The 17363-nt window shown below is 40.7% G+C and carries 19 protein-coding genes and 1 pseudogene; 17 read left to right on the top strand and 3 right to left on the bottom strand.

Annotated features, from left to right (window positions below):
- Positions 1-33: 33 nt before the first annotated feature.
- The 11 genes and pseudogenes from AR335_RS11855 to AR335_RS24000 all read left to right on the top strand — a co-directional run bounded on the left by AR335_RS11855 (position 34) and on the right by AR335_RS24000 (position 9258).
- Positions 34-606, top strand: coding sequence for an undecaprenyl-diphosphatase (locus AR335_RS11855; RefSeq protein ID WP_062235819.1), 573 nt, complete (start codon positions 34-36; stop codon positions 604-606).
- Positions 607-905: 299 nt separating this feature from the next.
- Positions 906-1349 carry a GNAT family N-acetyltransferase gene (locus tag AR335_RS11850; protein WP_369795816.1) on the top strand — a complete coding sequence of 148 codons (444 nt, stop codon included), beginning with the start codon at positions 906-908 and terminating at the stop codon, positions 1347-1349.
- A gap of 14 nt (positions 1350-1363) precedes the next feature.
- Positions 1364-2380 (top strand): S66 family peptidase, encoded by a 1017-nt coding sequence (locus AR335_RS11845; RefSeq protein ID WP_062235812.1) that lies wholly within the window; start codon positions 1364-1366, stop codon positions 2378-2380.
- Positions 2381-2909: 529 nt separating this feature from the next.
- A pseudogene (locus tag AR335_RS25510) lies at positions 2910-3001 on the top strand (IS6 family transposase); the annotation flags it as partial.
- A 562-nt stretch (positions 3002-3563) separates the two neighbouring features.
- Positions 3564-4817, top strand: coding sequence for a dicarboxylate/amino acid:cation symporter (locus AR335_RS11840; protein ID WP_062235809.1), 1254 nt, complete (start codon positions 3564-3566; stop codon positions 4815-4817).
- A 182-nt stretch (positions 4818-4999) separates the two neighbouring features.
- The gene (locus AR335_RS11835; RefSeq protein WP_062235806.1) at positions 5000-6202 is read left to right on the top strand and encodes a macrolide family glycosyltransferase; all 1203 of its coding nucleotides are present in this window, start codon (positions 5000-5002) and stop codon (positions 6200-6202) included.
- Between the two features lie 546 nt (positions 6203-6748).
- Positions 6749-7267: a YbaK/EbsC family protein gene (locus tag AR335_RS11825; protein WP_062235800.1), complete on the top strand. Its 519-nt coding sequence runs from the start codon at positions 6749-6751 to the stop codon at positions 7265-7267.
- A 128-nt stretch (positions 7268-7395) separates the two neighbouring features.
- Positions 7396-7947, top strand: a complete 552-nt coding sequence (locus AR335_RS11820) for a sigma-70 family RNA polymerase sigma factor (protein WP_082683466.1) — start codon at positions 7396-7398, stop codon at positions 7945-7947.
- Between the two features lies 1 nt (position 7948).
- Entirely contained in the window at positions 7949-8605 is a 657-nt protein-coding gene (locus AR335_RS11815) for a hypothetical protein (RefSeq protein WP_062235797.1), read from the top strand.
- A gap of 28 nt (positions 8606-8633) precedes the next feature.
- Positions 8634-8957, top strand: coding sequence for a hypothetical protein (locus AR335_RS11810; protein ID WP_062235794.1), 324 nt, complete (start codon positions 8634-8636; stop codon positions 8955-8957).
- Positions 8958-9003: 46 nt separating this feature from the next.
- Positions 9004-9258 (top strand): hypothetical protein, encoded by a 255-nt coding sequence (locus AR335_RS24000; protein ID WP_156418944.1) that lies wholly within the window; start codon positions 9004-9006, stop codon positions 9256-9258.
- Here AR335_RS24000 and AR335_RS11805 read toward each other — a convergent pair.
- The 3 genes from AR335_RS11805 to AR335_RS11795 form a co-directional block, all read right to left on the bottom strand.
- Positions 9248-10711, bottom strand: a complete 1464-nt coding sequence (locus AR335_RS11805; protein WP_062235792.1) for a DUF4153 domain-containing protein — start codon at positions 10709-10711, stop codon at positions 9248-9250. The two genes, AR335_RS24000 and AR335_RS11805, sit on opposite strands and share 11 nt — an antisense overlap.
- Positions 10712-10776: 65 nt before the next feature.
- Positions 10777-11424 carry a hypothetical protein gene (locus AR335_RS11800; protein WP_062235789.1) on the bottom strand — a complete coding sequence of 216 codons (648 nt, stop codon included), beginning with the start codon at positions 11422-11424 and terminating at the stop codon, positions 10777-10779.
- Positions 11411-11752, bottom strand: a complete 342-nt coding sequence (locus AR335_RS11795; protein ID WP_053355218.1) for a PadR family transcriptional regulator — start codon at positions 11750-11752, stop codon at positions 11411-11413. The genes AR335_RS11800 and AR335_RS11795 overlap by 14 nt, the downstream gene beginning before the upstream one ends.
- Before the next feature lie 267 nt (positions 11753-12019).
- On the opposite strand from AR335_RS11795, the gene AR335_RS11790 reads away from it, so the two are divergent.
- From AR335_RS11790 to wrbA, 6 genes are all read left to right on the top strand, one after another.
- Positions 12020-12862: an alpha/beta fold hydrolase gene (locus AR335_RS11790; protein WP_062237059.1), complete on the top strand. Its 843-nt coding sequence runs from the start codon at positions 12020-12022 to the stop codon at positions 12860-12862.
- Between the two features lie 139 nt (positions 12863-13001).
- The gene (locus tag AR335_RS11785; RefSeq protein ID WP_062235786.1) at positions 13002-13856 is read left to right on the top strand and encodes a dimethylarginine dimethylaminohydrolase family protein; all 855 of its coding nucleotides are present in this window, start codon (positions 13002-13004) and stop codon (positions 13854-13856) included.
- Positions 13857-14047: 191 nt separating this feature from the next.
- On the top strand, positions 14048-14740 hold the full coding sequence (locus tag AR335_RS11780) for a YqcI/YcgG family protein (protein ID WP_199805092.1): 693 nt from the start codon (positions 14048-14050) through the stop codon (positions 14738-14740).
- 105 nt (positions 14741-14845) lie between these two features.
- Entirely contained in the window at positions 14846-15520 is a 675-nt protein-coding gene (locus AR335_RS11775) for a GNAT family N-acetyltransferase (RefSeq protein WP_062235780.1), read from the top strand.
- A 208-nt stretch (positions 15521-15728) separates the two neighbouring features.
- Positions 15729-16505 (top strand): rod shape-determining protein MreC, encoded by a 777-nt coding sequence (gene mreC / locus AR335_RS11770; RefSeq protein ID WP_053355213.1) that lies wholly within the window; start codon positions 15729-15731, stop codon positions 16503-16505.
- A 124-nt stretch (positions 16506-16629) separates the two neighbouring features.
- The gene (gene wrbA, locus AR335_RS11765) at positions 16630-17241 is read left to right on the top strand and encodes an NAD(P)H:quinone oxidoreductase (RefSeq protein ID WP_082683464.1); all 612 of its coding nucleotides are present in this window, start codon (positions 16630-16632) and stop codon (positions 17239-17241) included.
- Positions 17242-17363 lie beyond the last annotated feature (122 nt).

Here is a 17363-nt window from a genome sequence, read left to right as displayed (position 1 = left end):
AAAAAGGGTAAATCATTAAAAAAGGGGCAAAAAATGACACTTACACAAATTAATAATGAAACCTTTAGGAGTATCAATGATCTGGCCGGCAGTTTTTCCGCTGCAAAGCCAGTCATGGTGTTTTTAGCGAAGTATATGCTCTATGCACTTGGAATTCTTGTTATCGGCTACTGTTTCACTCGCTCCAACCGCAACCGGCTGATGATTGTTTTTGCGATCGTGAGTTGTGGGATAGCAGAGATTCTTGGCAAACTGGCAGGTCTGCTCTATTCTCATCATCAGCCTTTTGCGGAACTGTCGAACGTGCATCAGCTGGTCGAGCATGGAATTGATAATTCATTTCCAAGTGACCATGCCATAATCTTCTTTTCAATCTGCACCACCATTTGGCTCTTCAGAAGGAAAGAAGGCTTCATTTGTCTTCTGCTCGCTTTTTGCGTCGCCTTTTCACGCGTTTGGGTTGGTGTACATTATCCCATCGATGTAATAGCAGGGGCATTGCTGGGTGTTGTGTCATCACAAATTGTTTATAAAACTATGATTTCTAGTCGTTTGGTTAAGCGTTATGCAAAAAGTGGCACAAAGGAGAGAGTGGAGAACTTTTGATAAGTTCTATTAAAAAATAAACAGGTAGAAATCCATCGAATAGTGTCGCGTTTAAACCGATTGAAAAGCATTTTCAGAGTCTCCACTGTCGGGAAAACACTTTTGCTGCCTAATTGCATGGTTTTTTCAAGAAAGGAACGGCAAAGAATCTTGTACAATAAACGGATCTATACCGATTGCCCGAGCAGCTTCTTAGCTGCTTTTTTTAGTTTCTAAATTGTACCAGCTCTATTAGAATGAATATAAGATAAAGTTTGGGAAATTGGCAGATAACCCGTGAAAAGAAAGGAAGAATGGTAGTGTCTATACAAAGTGTTTTGATGAAAGAAGAAAAACTGGATGCCTGTATTGAACTGTATCGAAACGTTTATAACAGCAGTCCTTGGAATGAGAACTGGACCGTTGAAACGGCAAAGGAAAGGTTATCCGATTTGCTGAATACACCGAAGTTTCTCGGTTATGTATTTTATGAGAGCGGCCAGCTCATTGGCTTTATCGCGGGCAACAGCAAAAAGACCGATAACGGTTTAACGTTCTATATTGCTGAACTCTGTGTAAACAACAAGATTCAAGGGAAGGGCTATGGCACTAAAATGCTGAATGGGTTTGAAGTAGAACTGAAAAGAAGAGAGATTCAAAGTCTATATTTATTAACAGCTAAGGAAGGATTGGCACAAGCGTTTTACGAGAAAAATGGTTTCAGAGTGAACGAAAACCGGATCGTCATGAACAAAGCTCTATAAAAGGGGTGACTGCAATGATCATCTATCCATATCTAAAAAAAGGAGCCACTATTGGGGTAACAGCCCCTTCGTCTGGTTTACAGCCTGAGCTTCATGACCTTTTAAAACAAGCCATTCAGCAAATGAAGGATGAAGGATTCCAAGTAAAAAGCGGCAAGACGCCTTGGACACAAAGCAAGGCCAAATCAGCAGATGCAGCAGCACGTGGCGATGAATTTAACGAGGCGATGCAGAGTGAAGGGATCGATATCATTATTCCTCCATGGGGCGGGGAACTTCTAATTGAGATGCTGCCTCATGTGGATTTCGAGAAGATGAAGCGCAAATGGATATTAGGCTATTCCGATTTGAGCGGGCTGTTGCTGGCAACTACCTTAATCACTGGAATGGCCACAGCACATGGGACCAATCTCATTGATTTAAGGGGAGAAGACACCGATCATACAACGGCCATGTGGAAATCTGTACTTTCTACTGAAGCAGGTGCTTCCGTTCTGCAGCGTTCTTCTGAAAAATTTCAGAAGGAATGGCAGCATGGAACTCCTTCACCTCATGTCTTTCATCTGACCGAACAAACTGAGTGGAAAACAGTATCCAATCAGCCGAAAAAATTGAAGGGCCGCCTTTTAGGAGGCTGCATTGATATCATCCGCCATCTGGTCGGAACACTGTTTGGAGATGTTAATGCCTTTATTAATCAGAACATTCCAGGAGAGCCTGTCATCTGGTATTTGGAAAACTGTGAGATGAACACAACGGATCTGCGGCGTTCGTTAATGCAAATGAAATTGGCAGGGTGGTTTGATGCCTGTTCAGGTGTGATGTTTGGCCGCAGTCCCGCCAACCATCCGGTAGATGGGTATTCAGTGGAAGACGTATATCAGGATCTTGCTCATGAATTAGAAGTACCTGTCATCTATGATATTGATTGCGGGCATGTTCCCCCGCAGGTTACCTTGATTAATGGTGCCGATGCTGAAGTGGAAGTCGCGAAAGGCAAAGGGACGATCTTGCAGCACTTTAAGCCTTGATTTTTTCGGAGCCTCCGATGGCAAAGAGGTTCCTTTTTGTTTCATTGAAAAAGTGTTATCATTCTATCTAATATCAAGATGGAAGGTTCAATCGGATAAAGTCCAAAAGACCTTGGTATATAACGAATATACCAAGGTCTTTTTATGTGAAAATTAGAGTCGTGCCAGTTTCGTACCAACTCAAAATCTTTTGTTCAGTACACTGAAGATAATTAAATAATTGTCGCTTCCGAAAGAGGTATTGCTTGGAGTAGCACCCTTTAACATTGCTTACGTTCGCTGCGAACACTTGATCCAAAGCTGATTGAAATTGCAGTTTTGTTACGGATATTCTATTGGACTTTTCTAATGGCTGGACTAGTTGATACTAAAGTTGCCATTTCTTGAGCTTTTCTAGCCGCCTCTATCAACCTGATTAAATTAAGCTAGTTTAATAACCACTTAATTACGTAAAATTTCGTTAATAAAGGCGATTGCTTTTCGCAGTCATCTTTTTTGTATTTGTGCAATAAAACTTGAAAATACAAAGATAATGTGTTGGGTTGATCAATATAGTCCTGAATTGATGAAAAAGTACGGTATCATCTTAAACCAACAAATGACTCATGGAGAGTCAATGAAGCGTAAAAAAAGTTAAAGGTAAATGATGTACTAATATTTATATGTGCAGCAGGTTGATTAAACATTGATTTTTATCTAAGCGAATTAAGAGATAAACAAGCAGCCTAACACTTTTTCATGAAAGCTTTGGCTGTTTTTTCATGTTTAAAGCCTCGTACCAAACTCAAAAATGGTAGGTTTTATCGTCTTTTATCCAATCAGGTTTCATTTAATTTCATAGAATATTATTAAAGTTTAATAGAAAGGAGAGTTGAAAAAATTTGCTTTTCTTCTTTATATCTTTATTAGCTTATTAAAAATGGTCTTGTATGATGGAGCCTACCTTTGAAAGCCATAGTGTGGGTAAATGTCAAATATTGGTACTATCGTCCAATTTAGGAACTATGATATTACAATATTCACAAAATTATTTATATTGGAGGTTATCCATGAAAAATGTAGAAATAATTTTAGATGCGATTTTTACTTTCTCATTGAAAAGGTTCAAAAGAGAAAGAAATAATCTAAGAAATAATATAAAATGGGACGATGCTATTAATTTTTCGTTCAGGGAGGACGGCCTATGAAAAAGTTTTTTGCTTTTCAAGTGTTAATTGCATTGGTTATAGGAGCGCTTATCGGACATTTTTTTCCTGAATTTGGCCAAGCTTTAAGACCAGTTGGGGACGCTTTTATTCATCTTATTAAAATGATTGTTGTGCCTATTGTTTTCACTACAATTGTCATTGGGTCATCAGGCGGCGGAAGCATGAAAAAAATGGGTTCATTAGGACTTAAAACAATTATTTGGTTTGAATTCATTACCACGTTGATTCTAGGTATTGGTCTTTTACTTGCTAACACTTTAAAGCCAGGTGCCGGGCTTAATATGTCTCATCTTGCAAAGAATGATATCGCACCATTAAATGAGGGCGTTTCCAAAGTTGTTGATTTTAAAACGATGCTAGTTAACATCATCCCAAGCAACATTGTTGATGCGATGGCAAAAAGTGATTTATTAGCTGTTATATTCTTCGCTATATTATTTGGTGTTGCTGCTGGAGCCATTGGCAAAGCGTCAGAGCCGGCAATAAAGTTTATGGAGTCAGTCGCCAAAATTATGTTTAAACTGACACAAATGGTCATGGTAACTGCACCGATTGGTGTACTCGCTCTCATGGCAGCCTCTGTAGGTCAGTTTGGTATCGCCCTTTTAGTCCCTATGGCAAAGTTAATTGGGGTCGTGTATCTTGGGCTTGCTATTGTTATTTTCGGTCTGTTTCCTTTGATCGCTTGGTTCTTAAAGATTTCTTACTTTAAATTGTTTCGAATGATATGGGATTTGTTCCTTATCGCATTTTCTACAACAAGTACGGAAACTATTCTTCCGCAGTTAATGAGTAGAATGGAGGCATATGGTTGTTCGAAACGTGTTGTATCTTTTGTTATTCCTTCTGGACTATCTTTGAATTGTGATGGTTCGACATTGTACCTTTCAGTTTGCTCTATTTTCTTAGCGCAAGCATTTGGAATCCCGATGGATTTTGGCCAACAGTTAATTTTAATGGGGGTTCTTGTTGCAACCTCAAAAGGAATTGCGGCTGTTCCATCCGGCTCGCTGGTTGTACTTTTAGCCACCGCCTCAGCAGTAGGGCTTCCTGCAGAAGGCGTCGCCATTATCGCAGGCATTGACCGTGTGCTGGATATGGCACGTACTGCCTGTAATACACCCGGACATGTTCTCGCTTGTATTGTGGTTTCAAAGTGGGAAAAAGAATTCCGTCAGCAGGAATGGGTTAATACTCAAACCGAACAATCAAGCATTCGACAGGCATAAGAGAAAAGTTACTTATTCTCAAAGTTGAGGTGATGGTCTTCGGACCTCACCTTTTCTACTGCGAGTTTTCAGTCGATGATTCTCCCTTTTTTATTTATTGTGACAATGGTACTTCTAAAATCTAGTTGCCCCGGTAATAACTTACACAATACAGAGAACATTTTACCCAAGGAGTGGTTATAATGGCACGTGTTTTATTTATTAATGGTGGATCAGAAGGACATATTAATCCAACTATTGGAGTTGTGCAAGAGCTTATTTCGCGTGGAGAAGAGGTAGTGTACTTTACGATAGAAGCTTTTCGAGAACGTATTGAGAAGACGGGAGCTACTGTACGAACATTTGACGGTGAAAAATTTATAAAAGCTTTTATCTCAGGTGGAAGAAATTATTTACTCGAGAGAATCAATGGTCTTTTGCTTACGGCAGATATCATAATACCTAGTGTTCTGGAGCAAATTGAAGGGGAACATTTTGATTATATCATTCACGATTCCATGTTTGGTTGTGGACTTTTTCTTGCACAAATACTTAAACTTCCGGCAATTAATTCTTGTACTTCTTTTGCACAGACCAAAGCATCATTTGATAAAATGTTGGAACATCTTTCACAAAATATCCCAACAGAAATTGTTAATACGATAAATAATGATTTTCAAAACTTGGCAACAAAAATTAAAGAAAAATATGATATTGAAATTCGTTCTCCTTATGAAGTTTTTTGTAACCCTGCACCATTTACAATCATTTATACAACTAGGGAGTTTCAACCCTTTGGAGAAACATTTGACCAAACTTACAAATTTGTAGGTCCATCCATCTCTTTACGATCAACGCAAGAAAACTTCGACCTTACCGCAATCAAGGTAAAAAGCCTAATTTACATTTCGCTGGGTACTGTCTTTAACCAAGCAATTGATTTCTATAAGCTTTGTTTTAAGGTATTTGAGAACACTGATCATACTGTTGTCATGTCTATCGGGAAAAAAGCTCAAATATCTGATTTGGGGGAGATTCCTAAAAACTTCATTGTAAAAAATTATGTTCCACAAACTGAGGTGCTGAAATACACAAAATTATTTATCACACATGGTGGAATGAACAGTACCAATGAAGGTCTCTATTACGGGGTTCCGCTAATTGTAATCCCGCAAAGCGCGGATCAGCCGATAATTGCTCAACAAGTTGCCAATATCGGAGCCGGTATTCAATTACAAATGCAAAGCTTGATTGCAAATCAACTACGTGAAGCCTTAAATCATGTGTTAAACCACCCATCTTTCCATAAAGCTGTTGCAAATATTAGGGAATCCTTTCAAAAATCGGGTGGGTATCACCAAGCTGTTGATGAGATTTTCGAATTTAAAAGACAATATGATATCTAAATATAAAAATTTCTCAGGTGCCATTATTATTGACTTTTTCTTAGTGGTTACGGCAACTTCTTTTTTAATTAAGTAATGGAGCAGGAACTATTATAAAAGCTAGATTATGAAGTTAAAAACTTAACGTGCTGCCGTTTGTTGTAAATATGATGGAGCCCTTTTGATCGGTGCGTAAGATTTTTGCAGGCTTCAATCGGTTCAACACTTCTTACCAAGAATGTTTACAATGTGGCTGAGTTTAGCTATGTCCCAGTCGTTGGTCTGGATGTAGCCAAAGGTGAAAGTGAAGCTCAAGTCTTTTTATTCATTAAACCGTTTATGCTATATACATCAACCTGCAAATCAAAAAATCCCATTACCTTGACAGTGGTTATTAACTTTGAGATAAATGTAAAAAAGATCATAAATATATAATCTTTTAAGTTCAGAAAAATAGGTGCCATTTAATGAAAATCTGAAAAACGTTGATTTATCAAGGTTCATCCATCTCTTTAAAACATTTTAAAAAAGGTAATTAATCAATATCAGCATGGAAGGATGATAGAAATGTCGATTGAAAGCGTTAAAGCTTATTTGAAGCAATGGAACCGTGAAAAAGATGTTATGGAATTCGATGCATCCAGCGCAACCGTTCAACAGGCAGCCGATACGATTGGTGTCATTCCTGCAAGGATTGCCAAAACGTTATCATTCAAAGGAGAAGATGGACCCGCTATGCTGATCGTAGCGGCAGGAGATGCGAAGATTGATAACAAGAAATTCCGCCAGCAGTTCGGTTTTAAAGCGAAGATGCTTTCCCCGGAAGAAGTGCTGGAGCAAACCGGTCATGCGGTAGGCGGTGTTTGTCCGTTTGGTTTAAAGAATGAGATTGATGTCTATCCGGATGAGTCGATGAAAAGATTTCAAACACTCTTTCCGGCATGTGGCAGTTCGAATTCTGCAATTGAACTAACAGTCGATGAGATATACGAATATTCCAATGCTAAGGAATGGATAGATGTTTGCAAAGGCTGGGAATCAGAAGAAAGCAGTGAGAAAGAAGCAGTGAAAAGCAGCTTATCATAGTTCTGAGATCAAGGACCTTATTCAGGGTCCTTTTTTTCTTTGGATTTTTACTTTTTTTTCTAAAATATAAACTTCCTTCAATTAAACTTCGTCTATAGTAGTAGAGAGGGGTTGGAGGTGATGGTATCATGTACAATCAGCAGTTTAACAGCATGCCTGTATTTGAAACACCCGTGACAAAAGAAGAATTGATGGAGCAGATCATGAAGGATTACGGCAAGGATGTTCTGTACCTTTGTTATACGTATGTGAAGGAATGGAATCTGGCAGAGGATCTGGCGCAGGATGTTTTTGTGAAAATTTATAGCAAAGCTGACACCTACAGAGGTGAAGCCAAACGAAAGACGTGGATCTACAAGATTGCCATCAACCACTGCAAAGACTATATCAAAAGCGCTCATTACCGTTACTCTGTGGTCACAGAAAAGATTCAAAAGTACATAAAAGGAACCTCTTCTTCCGTTGAAGATCTGGCTCTTTATAAAGATGAAAAACAAACCTTATATCAGCACATTTTTCGGTTGCCGGTGAAATACCGTGAAGTGATCTTTCTCTTTTATTATGATGAGTTGTCACTTCAGGAAATCAGTGAATCATTGAACATCAACATTAACACGATTAAATCAAGATTAACGAAAGCAAAAAGTTTGCTGAAACACTCTTTAAAAGGAGGGCAGTGACATGGAGGAACTAAAAGGATTTAGAAACCACATGGAAAATACCACCTTTAAGAACCGGAACTTTGGCGAAAAACAACGGCAGATCGTCCATCAAAGGTACAGGGATATGAATTCAGAGAGTACTGCTTTCAGCCGTAAAACGGTTATTATGCCGATTGTCAGTGTGATCGTCTGCGCCTTGTTTTTCTTCATTACAGCTTCTCTTGTGACTGACCATACTGCCAAGCTTGATCCGAATTCAGGGAATGCCTTGACAAAAAGCCAAATGGTTAAAGCAAGCGTCCTAAAGGAAGCGAATAAAAAAGGCGAGGTTGTCTCTTATTTAAAAGAAGGAATAGAAATGTTCGACAGCAAAACAGATAATTTGGAGTACATGCTTCGGCTTACTAGAAAGGGAGAGAAGGGAGAGCCGTTTCAAACAAACATCTATTATATAAAGAAAAATAGAGTGTATAAGAATAAGCTAACTTTTGACGGGAAGCGTTTTATCTATAAAAATACCGTCCCTGGTCTTGGCGAGCTAAAAACCTATCAATGTAAAGCACTGGAGTGGCGAAATGTTGTGCTGACAGGCTGTAAAGGTGAAAAAGAGGGCAACGATGTGCTGGTAGTGCCCACAACCATCTCAGATTCTAAATATGCAGAGGCAAGAGAGTAGATTTTAGGTAACGATTAGGGGGGATATAATGAAAAATGTAATTGTATTCATCGTTACATCAGCAGTAATCGTTTTGGTTAATGTATTCTTCTCATTTGTCATAAACGTCCATTTTATTGATTTAGCGTTCATTGTAGGTTTGCTTTCAGCTGTTGTTTTTAAGTTTTTTACTTCATCCGGCGGTTTAACGTCCAATATGATTCGGCTTCAGGCACAGGCACAAACAGGAATGAAGGTTGAGGAGGAAAAAACAGCCTACACACCCGGCATTCCGTTTTATACCGCGATTGCCTATACGGTCATTTCTCTAATTGCTACAATTGTCTATTACAAAGAGTATTTTTTAAAATAAGGGAACGAAGCGAGGAAAAGGGGCTGTCCAAGAAGTCTGGTAGCTGTTGATCTCCGCTCCAGGCTGCTCGCTTTTACCGGCGCGAGCTCCTACTTTCGCGGGGCGTGCGGTGAGCCTTACCGGCGTGAACGCCTACTTTTTGGCGCAAGCGCCTGCGGGAGTCTCACCTGTCACGCTAGTCCCGCAGGAGTCTCGCACCTTGCACTCCAATCAACTTTTCATTGAAGATTTTTCACGTCAAAGGAGCTGCCTGAAGGTCAATTTTCGACTTTCAGGACAGCCCCTTAGTATTACTTGCTGAACTCCTGAAGCCGTTCCCGCACAGAGCGTTTCACGATGTTAAACGATTGCCAGGAGTGATCTTCTGCAAAGGTGTACTTTTTTCGGTCCGATAAAGCTTTCTCCAAACCTGGCAGATCTGGATGGCTTTCATACAGGTCCAGCAATCCGTGCACTCCCGTATAAGAAAGCGAATCGAGATAATAAATATCTATTTTTCCTGTGTCTTTGTATCGCTGCAAGTTCTGGTCTACCACAAACTGATCAATGTTCACCATGTTTAATAGCGTGTAATAGACAAGGGAAGAGATCAGGTAGAAGCGGATCAGCGAAAGCCTTTCAATCCATACATTGACCAAAGTATAAAGGAAGATAACACCCAGGAAAATCATGAACGAGTGAGGCAATACCCTCGCGAGTGTGTATCCGTAGGCACTCTCGTACAACGACAATCTCATAAAAGCAGAAATTAGCATGACTCCGCTAACGGCTACCAATAAAGTGAGCATGACTTTGATGAAGAGCCTAATGCCTTTGCCGCTCTCTTTACTGAACGAGAGCGTACCGATCAAAAAGGTTAGGTTGATCATGGTAACAGCCATCAGCTCGAAAAAGCCTCGGCGTGCATATTCTGCAAACGTATAGCTGTCCTGTAAATTGCCGCTGAAAAAATATTGAAACTGAATGGTTACAAAAAGAACGTAAACCGCATTGATCAGGACAAGTAATGTTGAGACGATCACAGGATCCCAAAACTTGGGCTTACCTTTCATTTCAAGAAGAGCAGGCGGTTCCCACTTTGATTTTAACAGTTGTAAAAAACCAAAGAATCCAAACGTATAGAGCAGGACTACGATCGTTCGAAAGCTTCCTTCCAGCAAGTTGACATGAACAAAGAGAGAAGGGAGTCTGTCGATCACTCGGCTGAACTCTGAATCTGCCGAAGAAAGGAGATTAATAACGATCAGAAGCAGGGGAACCGAGATGAGCAGGCCGATACCAATTTTGGTGATCACTTGATAAGCTTTGTTGTCGACCTTTGTCTTTACATTTTCTTTTTCTTTTGCAAAAAAAGCGATGTTGTAAGGAAAGAGTGCGAACAGCTTAGAAAACGTATAAGGTATGAAGGAAAGGCGATACCAGTCCTTAGTAGGCGATCCAGTAATCAAAATGACGTGCGAAATGACCAAGACGGGAATGACCAAAATATTCAGTGCATAAAACAGCGTGTTGCAATAAAGAAAATAGCCGGCGGAAAGCAGCCAGATACAGAAGAGCAGCAAAAAGCCAATCCGCCGGTTGGTGAACGGAAATCCTCTAAACCGCCAAAAGAATGCCCAATAAAATGCCGTAACAAAAAGGAAATAGGAAATCCCGATCTCCCCGTGAAAAAAGGAAAGCTCAGCCAATAATCCGAGCAAGGCGCATATCACTAAAAAAACCAAATCACTCTTTGAAGTTTGAATCTCCATCATGATCATATTCCTCCTATATCGTTTTTCTATATACTAAGTAATTCTATGTAGTTAATCAAAAAAAATTAAAGTGACTGTTTTTTCCCCCATCGGAAGGCGATCCAGCAAATCGGGTACAGCAGAATGGTGGCTGCGATACACAACATAATAAATGTAGTGGAGAGGAGCGGATGAAACCATTCATGGGGTATGATGCGAAACAGGACGAGGAGCATCAAGACCAGGTTGGGAAGAACGGAAATAAGGAACGTCTTTTTCAGCAGCGGCCGTCCTCTTGCTCCAAAGTTTTTTCCGATTTCGTAACCGAGAAATGCCCAAAACCCCATGTAAAGCATCATGATGATGAAAGGAATGGAGGTTAGGGAGCGCCAGACAGCTTGAATCCATGTGTATTCATTCAGAAGATGAGCGAAAGTCAGTAAACTTCCTGCCACAAAAAAAGCAGCGTTCATCAAAAGAAAAAGGCAGAAGGTCTTATTGGGTGTAACAGAGAGCTCTTCCTTCCACATGGAGGCAACTTCCTTCGGATGTCCAATCACCTCTGAAAAAAGTAAATGCCACTCTTCCGCCGTCTTTTTTTCGTCTTCTTTTTCTGCCACTAGCTCATAGAGATGGGCTTCGTAGTCCTGTACAATGCTTTCTCGCTGGGGGTGTTTCTTTAATTCCTTTTTTAATTGCTGTAAATAATGTTCTTTAGCTTCAAGATGGATCATGCTCCGGACCTCTCATCACCTTGTTTATTACTTGAACGAATTGCTCCCATTCGGATGTCTTTTCTTTTAGCATCTGTATGCCTTCTTCGGTAATCCGGTAGTATTTTCGTGCCGGGCCCTTTGCTTGTTCTTGCCAGTAGCACTCAATGTATTCCTGCTTTTCAAGCTTGTGAAGGGCAGGATAGAGAGTACCTTCTTTCACCTGCAGATGCTGGTCACTTCGTTTTTCCAGCTCTTTTACGAGCTCATACCCATACATATCCCGCTCAGCCAGCAGCTGAAGAACAATCAAGGAAGTACTGCCTTTTAAAAGTTCACGATTAAACATTTATTTTCACCTACCTAGAATTAAAAGGTATAGTAGCATCTTAGCATAAATAGGGAAAAATGTTCAAGTAAAGTTTGGAAAAACCATGCTATACTTAATTGGGGGAAATTCCCTTTTTTTAATGCAGTGAAAAGGAGGCCTCGTCATGATTATCAAGTGGATCAAACAAAGGTAATTAAGGGTGCAGGCCAAATACTCCGTAGAGAGTTTATTGATCTGCGCCAAAAATACGGCGGTTGGATAATAAAAAACACGGAGGTATTAAACATGAGAGAACAAATACTGAACATTAATAAAGTAGAGATATGTACAGAATGCTTTGGAAATCCGAAAGATCCTGCGATGCTGCTGATCATGGGAGCGATGTCTTCTTTAGACTGGTGGGATGAGGACTTCTGTCTCCGCCTCGCAGATTCAGGGCGGTTCGTTATCCGCTACGATCATCGGGATTTAGGAAGATCAACCGTTTATGAGCCAGGCACGTCAAACTATTCGATAACGGACTTGGCTGATGATGCAGCTGGTGTATTGGATGCTTATTCTATTGAAAAAGCCCATATTGTCGGGATGTCGTTGGGCGGTATGATCGGCCAAATCCTTGCTTTGAGGTATCCGGAACGTGTGCTCTCTCTTTCATTCATTGCTTCAAGCGTGTTTGGAACGGAGCAGGAGCAGCTGCCGCCGATGGATCAGAAAATACTGGATTATCATGCGAAAAGTGCAACGTTGGATTGGTCGGATCGGGCGTCTGTTATTTCTTTTCTCGCGGATGGCTGGAAAACACTAGCCGGTTCCAAGCCATATGAGCAGGAGAGAATGTTTAAGCTGGCGGAAAGAGAAGTTAACCGGGCGAAACAGCTGACGAGCCGATTTAATCATGCGATGCTGCAGGGCGGCGGGGAGTATTTTGATAGAATGGGTGAAATCAGCGTTCCTGCTGTTATTATTCATGGCACGGATGATCCTGCTCTTCCATACGAACACGGGCTTGCTCTCGTGAAAGCCATCCCCCATGCAGAATTGGTGACGCTAGAAGGATCCGGGCATGAGATTCATAGTGAAGACTGGGATCAAATTATAGAATCAGTTATAGACTTGAGTTCGCGATAAAAGAATAGGTGAACAGAAGCAGCCGTTTCATGCAACGGCTGCTTTTTTTGCGTTGAGCCTCACTTATTTTAAATTTACTGTTTAACCTCGAGAGGAAAACGGGAAATATCACAATAAATCATTGAATCGGGGGTACAGAATGGCCATCACACTCAAACCAACAGAAAAAGTAGCGTGCAGGAGCGAGTATGATTCACTCGCCCGTGTAGTCGTATGTGAACCCAAATTTATGCATATCTCTGAAGTTATCAATGAAACACAGCGGCATTATGCAGATGAAAATATAAACAAGACATTAGCAACCAATCAGCATCGGAATTTTGTCCGAACCCTTCGATCTCATGGAGTTGAGGTGATTGAACTTCCCCCTCATCAGGAATTTCCTGAGCAGGTATTTACACGTGATATTGGCTTTACACTGGGGTCCATTATTTTTGTTTCTTCTATGGGAAGTAAAATCAGGCAAGGTGAGGAAGACATATTAAAAGAATGGCTGGGAAACAAAAATGTCCGCCTTCAAAAGATTTCTGACGGAAAGATGGAGGGCGGAGACGTGCTGGTTGATGGGGATACGATCTATATTGGTGTAAGCGGCCGGACAGCACAGTCATCTATCCAGTCTTTGCGGGAAAGGCTGCCAGAACACAAGGTGGTTTCCATGCCGTTTAATCCAAAGTATCTGCATCTTGATTGTGTATTCAACATTCTTTCATCCACGGAAGCACTCGTATTTCCGCAGGCATTCCGTAAAAAGGAACTGGACTTTTTAGCCAAAAGATATGATTTGATTGAAGTCAGCAAGGAAGAACAGTTCTCGTTAGGCACGAACGTACTCTCCATTGGGGATAAAAAAGTGTTCAGCCTGCCAGTGAATCCTAAGGTGAACAACAATCTTCGAAAAAGAGGATATGAAGTCATTGAAGTCGACTTATCTGAGATCATCAAATCAGGCGGATCGTTTCGCTGCTGCACAATGCCTATCTTAAGAAAATAAGCAAGTTATATAGAAATGGAATGCCGCCTTTAAGGTGGCATTTTTTACATTTAATCGTGCAGTTTAAACGAAAGGGTCTCAGGGTACTGTTTCATAAACTACAATAGCTGAGTCAGTAATTTGAATCTAGTGGATGCAATGGAGGGATATGCTTGAAAACAGCGAATAAATATCTTCTTGAAAAAGAAGATATGATAAACCCGGAAATCGTTCCGGAATGGGTGATTCGAGAATACAAAAACTTTCATGAGACAGTGACAGATAAAACGTTTCCTTGCTATTTCGGCATGAATGCGGAAAAGAAGGGCGAGCTGCGGTATGCCTATGTTTCACAGGGAGATTGGTCAAACTTGCCTGGAGCCGTCGAAGAATTTATCCAGCTGTTTGATGCACCGAAACTCATTCGCCACGGGTTATTTGTTTTTGTAGAGCCGGAAACAGAAGAGAAATCCATTCCTTACTACAGGGAATATTTCTGGAACCTGCTTCAATACATGCATGATCAGGATGAGAAAGATTGGCCTGAGGATAAGCCTACAGATCCGGATCATTATTTATGGAATTTTACCTTTGCAGGAGAGCCGTTCTTTGTGTTCGGAAATGCACCAGCCTACAAACAGAGAAAAACAAGAGACCTTGGCAACAGTCTTGTACTTGGGTTCCAGCCGCGAAGAATATTCGAGGGTCTTGAAGGAACATCGAAAGGCGGAATCATGTCACGGGATAAGGTTCGGGAACGGGTGGAAAAGTGGGATAACCTGCCGACGCATCCGAACATCAGCCATTATGGCGACCCTGAGCATCGTGAGTGGAAGCAATACTTTATCGGTGATGATGTAAAACCAATTGAGGGCAAATGCCCCTTCCATCATAGAAAAAATTAAATCCTCATTGCTGGTGCCAGGCACCCCATTTACACACTTGTGTAATTGAGGTGCCTGGCACCAAATTGCGTTATAATAGTAGAAGTTTAAAGGGGGAAATGCAGGATGACGATTCAATGGGAACAGATGAGAGGTCACAATTCAGCTAGGATGGATAAAGTGCTGGCGCTGTATGACCGGTCATTTCCCTTGGAGGTAAGAGAACCTCATGATGTATTTTACAGCGGCTTTCAGTATGCACAGACCGCTGCTCCCAATCAATTCTGTTTGCTGATCAGCGTGGAAGGGGGCCAGCTTTTGTCATTTGCAGCCGGGCACTATTTAGCAGAAGTGAATACAGGCTTTGTTGTTTATATCGCTGCAGACCCCAACCACCGAAACATGGGCATGGGATCAAAAACACTTGCTAAAATGGAAGACGTCTTCAATGAAGCAGCCATTTTAGCGGGGAAGAGCAAGGTGAGCGGCATTATTTTGGAAACAGAAAAGGAAGAAGAAGCTTCTACAACAATGGAAGAAATGGAATGCAGAAAACGAATGCAGTTTTTTGCCAAAAACCAATACCAACCCTGTCTTGGTATAGACTATGTGCAGCCTCCGCTTCATCCGGATGGCCCCACAGTGCCTCTTAATCTTCTATTAAAGAATTTGGACGGTGAAAATGTCCATGATGAACATGTAAGGGAGATTGTCCAGCAGATCTACGCTGAAAAGTATGGCGCGGTGAATAAAATTGAAAACACGATTCTCGGGAAGTGCCTGAAACAGATGTGGATCTAATAATTGTGTGTAAATATTTATATATTCATGGTCCATTTGACAAATAACGATAAGATGATAGTATTGTGTGATCTGTTTATATTCAACTATGTTAATATATGGTAGGAGAAATAAATTATAAATTGTCTTGCAGGCGGCAGCAGATCAGAAGCATTTTGCTGCCTTTTACTGTGATTGAAACAATAACATGAAAGGTGAATTTTCATTCATGAGATTTTTAAGTTTTAAATTTCTGCTTTTATTATTTTGTACGGCTGTTTTAGCCGTTATGCTGCTGTATTACTTCACAAATATTAATATTCCTGGAAAACAACCCATTCTTAATGTCATTCATAATGTTAAAGATATGGCTTCCATCGAAAAAGAAAATAAAATCTTAAAATCAAAGCTCCAGGAACAGGAATCTCTTTCTGTACAAAAAGTGGAACTTGAAAAAGAAAATAAAAACCTTCAAGCCGTTGTAGATAAAACTAAAGAAGTGGAACAATACGATCCCTTGCAAGCCAGCGTTATGTACAGAAATTCTGATTCATCCAGCTGGTATGAAACCGTTGTTATTGATAAAGGAAGCCAAGACAAGGTTCAAAACAATATGGCTGTTATCACGAAAGACGGATTGATCGGAAAAATAACCAATGTAAAACCAACATCCTCAGAAGTCAAGCTGCTCAGCAGCAAAGATAAAAGGTACCGTATCTCTGCCTCCATCAAGGGAAAAAAGAACATCAACGGTATCCTGAACGGCTACGACCCGAGCAATAAATATTTAATGGTACGAGATATTTTGAATAAAAACATTAAAAAGGGTGAAAAGGTAGTAACTTCAGGATTGGGCGAGATTCTGCCGCCTAACCTGGATATCGGAACCATCGTCAAAGTGAAACCGGATCCCTACGGACTGACAAGCATTGCTTACATTAAACCGTCCGCCGACTTTTATGACATCAATCAGGTTGTCATCCTCAGATCGTCTGCCAATCAATAAGATCTTTCCGAAACGTTATAAGGTATTTTCTAAATCTGCTTATTTACTTTAAATGACAGGTTTAAAGTGCGGACAATAGGATATTAAAGAGATATGTACTTTTATAACGAAGGAGATGGATTGCATGTCAAAGGTTAAACTGGCGGTTATCTATTACAGTTCTACAGGAACCAACTACAAGCTGGCGAATTGGGCTGCGGAAGGCGGAAAAGAAGCAGGAGCAGAAGTAAAAGTGGTAAAAGTGCCTGAACTTGCACCACCTGAGGCCATTGAATCAAATGCTGCATGGAAAGCGCACGTAGATGAGACGAAGGATGTTCCTGAAGTCTCTCTAAATGATTTAGAGTGGGCAGATGCCATTATATTCAGCATCCCTACCCGTTTTGGAAACGTGCCTGCTCAGGTTAAGCAATTTCTCGATACGACGGGCGGCCTTTGGTTTAATGGAAAACTGGTAAATAAAGTGGCCAGTGCCATGACATCTGCCCAGAATCCGCATGGCGGACAGGAAGCTACAATCCTTTCTCTATATACAACGATGTACCATTGGGGTGCTATTGTGGCGACTCCGGGTTATACGGATCCCGTCTTATATGGAGCTGGCGGCAATCCATATGGAACCAGTGTTACGGTAGACCAAAATGGAAACATGAAGGATGATGTGAAAGATGCCGTCATTCATCAGGCAAAACGGACAGTGACGGTTGCTGAGTGGGTCAAAAAAGGAAATCAATAAAAAATAAACATTTTAAAGAAATGGGCTGTCCAGAAAGTCGAAAATTGACCTTCAGGCAGCCCCTTTTTGGCTTGAAAAATCTTCAATGAAAAGTGAATTGAAGTGGAAGATGCGAGACTCCT

Origin of the sequence: Fictibacillus sp. FJAT-27399 (assembly GCF_001510655.1) — a bacterium.
In the GTDB taxonomy this organism is placed as follows: Bacteria; Bacillota; Bacilli; order Bacillales; family Fictibacillaceae; genus Fictibacillus_C; species Fictibacillus_C marinisediminis.
Note: the sequence above shows the minus strand (reverse complement) of the source record. Positions and strands in the feature narration are given on the sequence as shown.

Excerpts from the sequence above, each read along its gene's own strand:
- AR335_RS11855 (WP_062235819.1), top strand. The coding sequence starts at position 34 with ATGACACTTACACAAATTAATAATGAAACCTTTAGGAGTATCAATGAT.
- AR335_RS11845 (WP_062235812.1), top strand. The coding sequence starts at position 1,364 with ATGATCATCTATCCATATCTAAAAAAAGGAGCCACTATTGGGGTAACA.
- AR335_RS11840 (WP_062235809.1), top strand. The coding sequence starts at position 3,564 with ATGAAAAAGTTTTTTGCTTTTCAAGTGTTAATTGCATTGGTTATAGGA.
- AR335_RS11835 (WP_062235806.1), top strand. The coding sequence starts at position 5,000 with ATGGCACGTGTTTTATTTATTAATGGTGGATCAGAAGGACATATTAAT.
- AR335_RS11825 (WP_062235800.1), top strand. The coding sequence starts at position 6,749 with ATGTCGATTGAAAGCGTTAAAGCTTATTTGAAGCAATGGAACCGTGAA.
- AR335_RS11820 (WP_082683466.1), top strand. The coding sequence starts at position 7,396 with ATGTACAATCAGCAGTTTAACAGCATGCCTGTATTTGAAACACCCGTG.
- AR335_RS11815 (WP_062235797.1), top strand. The coding sequence starts at position 7,949 with ATGGAGGAACTAAAAGGATTTAGAAACCACATGGAAAATACCACCTTT.
- AR335_RS11810 (WP_062235794.1), top strand. The coding sequence starts at position 8,634 with ATGAAAAATGTAATTGTATTCATCGTTACATCAGCAGTAATCGTTTTG.
- AR335_RS11805 (WP_062235792.1), bottom strand. The coding sequence starts at position 10,711 with ATGATGGAGATTCAAACTTCAAAGAGTGATTTGGTTTTTTTAGTGATA.
- AR335_RS11800 (WP_062235789.1), bottom strand. The coding sequence starts at position 11,424 with ATGATCCATCTTGAAGCTAAAGAACATTATTTACAGCAATTAAAAAAG.
- AR335_RS11795 (WP_053355218.1), bottom strand. The coding sequence starts at position 11,752 with ATGTTTAATCGTGAACTTTTAAAAGGCAGTACTTCCTTGATTGTTCTT.
- AR335_RS11790 (WP_062237059.1), top strand. The coding sequence starts at position 12,020 with ATGAGAGAACAAATACTGAACATTAATAAAGTAGAGATATGTACAGAA.
- AR335_RS11785 (WP_062235786.1), top strand. The coding sequence starts at position 13,002 with ATGGCCATCACACTCAAACCAACAGAAAAAGTAGCGTGCAGGAGCGAG.
- AR335_RS11780 (WP_199805092.1), top strand. The coding sequence starts at position 14,048 with ATGATAAACCCGGAAATCGTTCCGGAATGGGTGATTCGAGAATACAAA.
- AR335_RS11775 (WP_062235780.1), top strand. The coding sequence starts at position 14,846 with ATGACGATTCAATGGGAACAGATGAGAGGTCACAATTCAGCTAGGATG.
- mreC (WP_053355213.1), top strand. The coding sequence starts at position 15,729 with ATGAGATTTTTAAGTTTTAAATTTCTGCTTTTATTATTTTGTACGGCT.
- wrbA (WP_082683464.1), top strand. The coding sequence starts at position 16,630 with ATGTCAAAGGTTAAACTGGCGGTTATCTATTACAGTTCTACAGGAACC.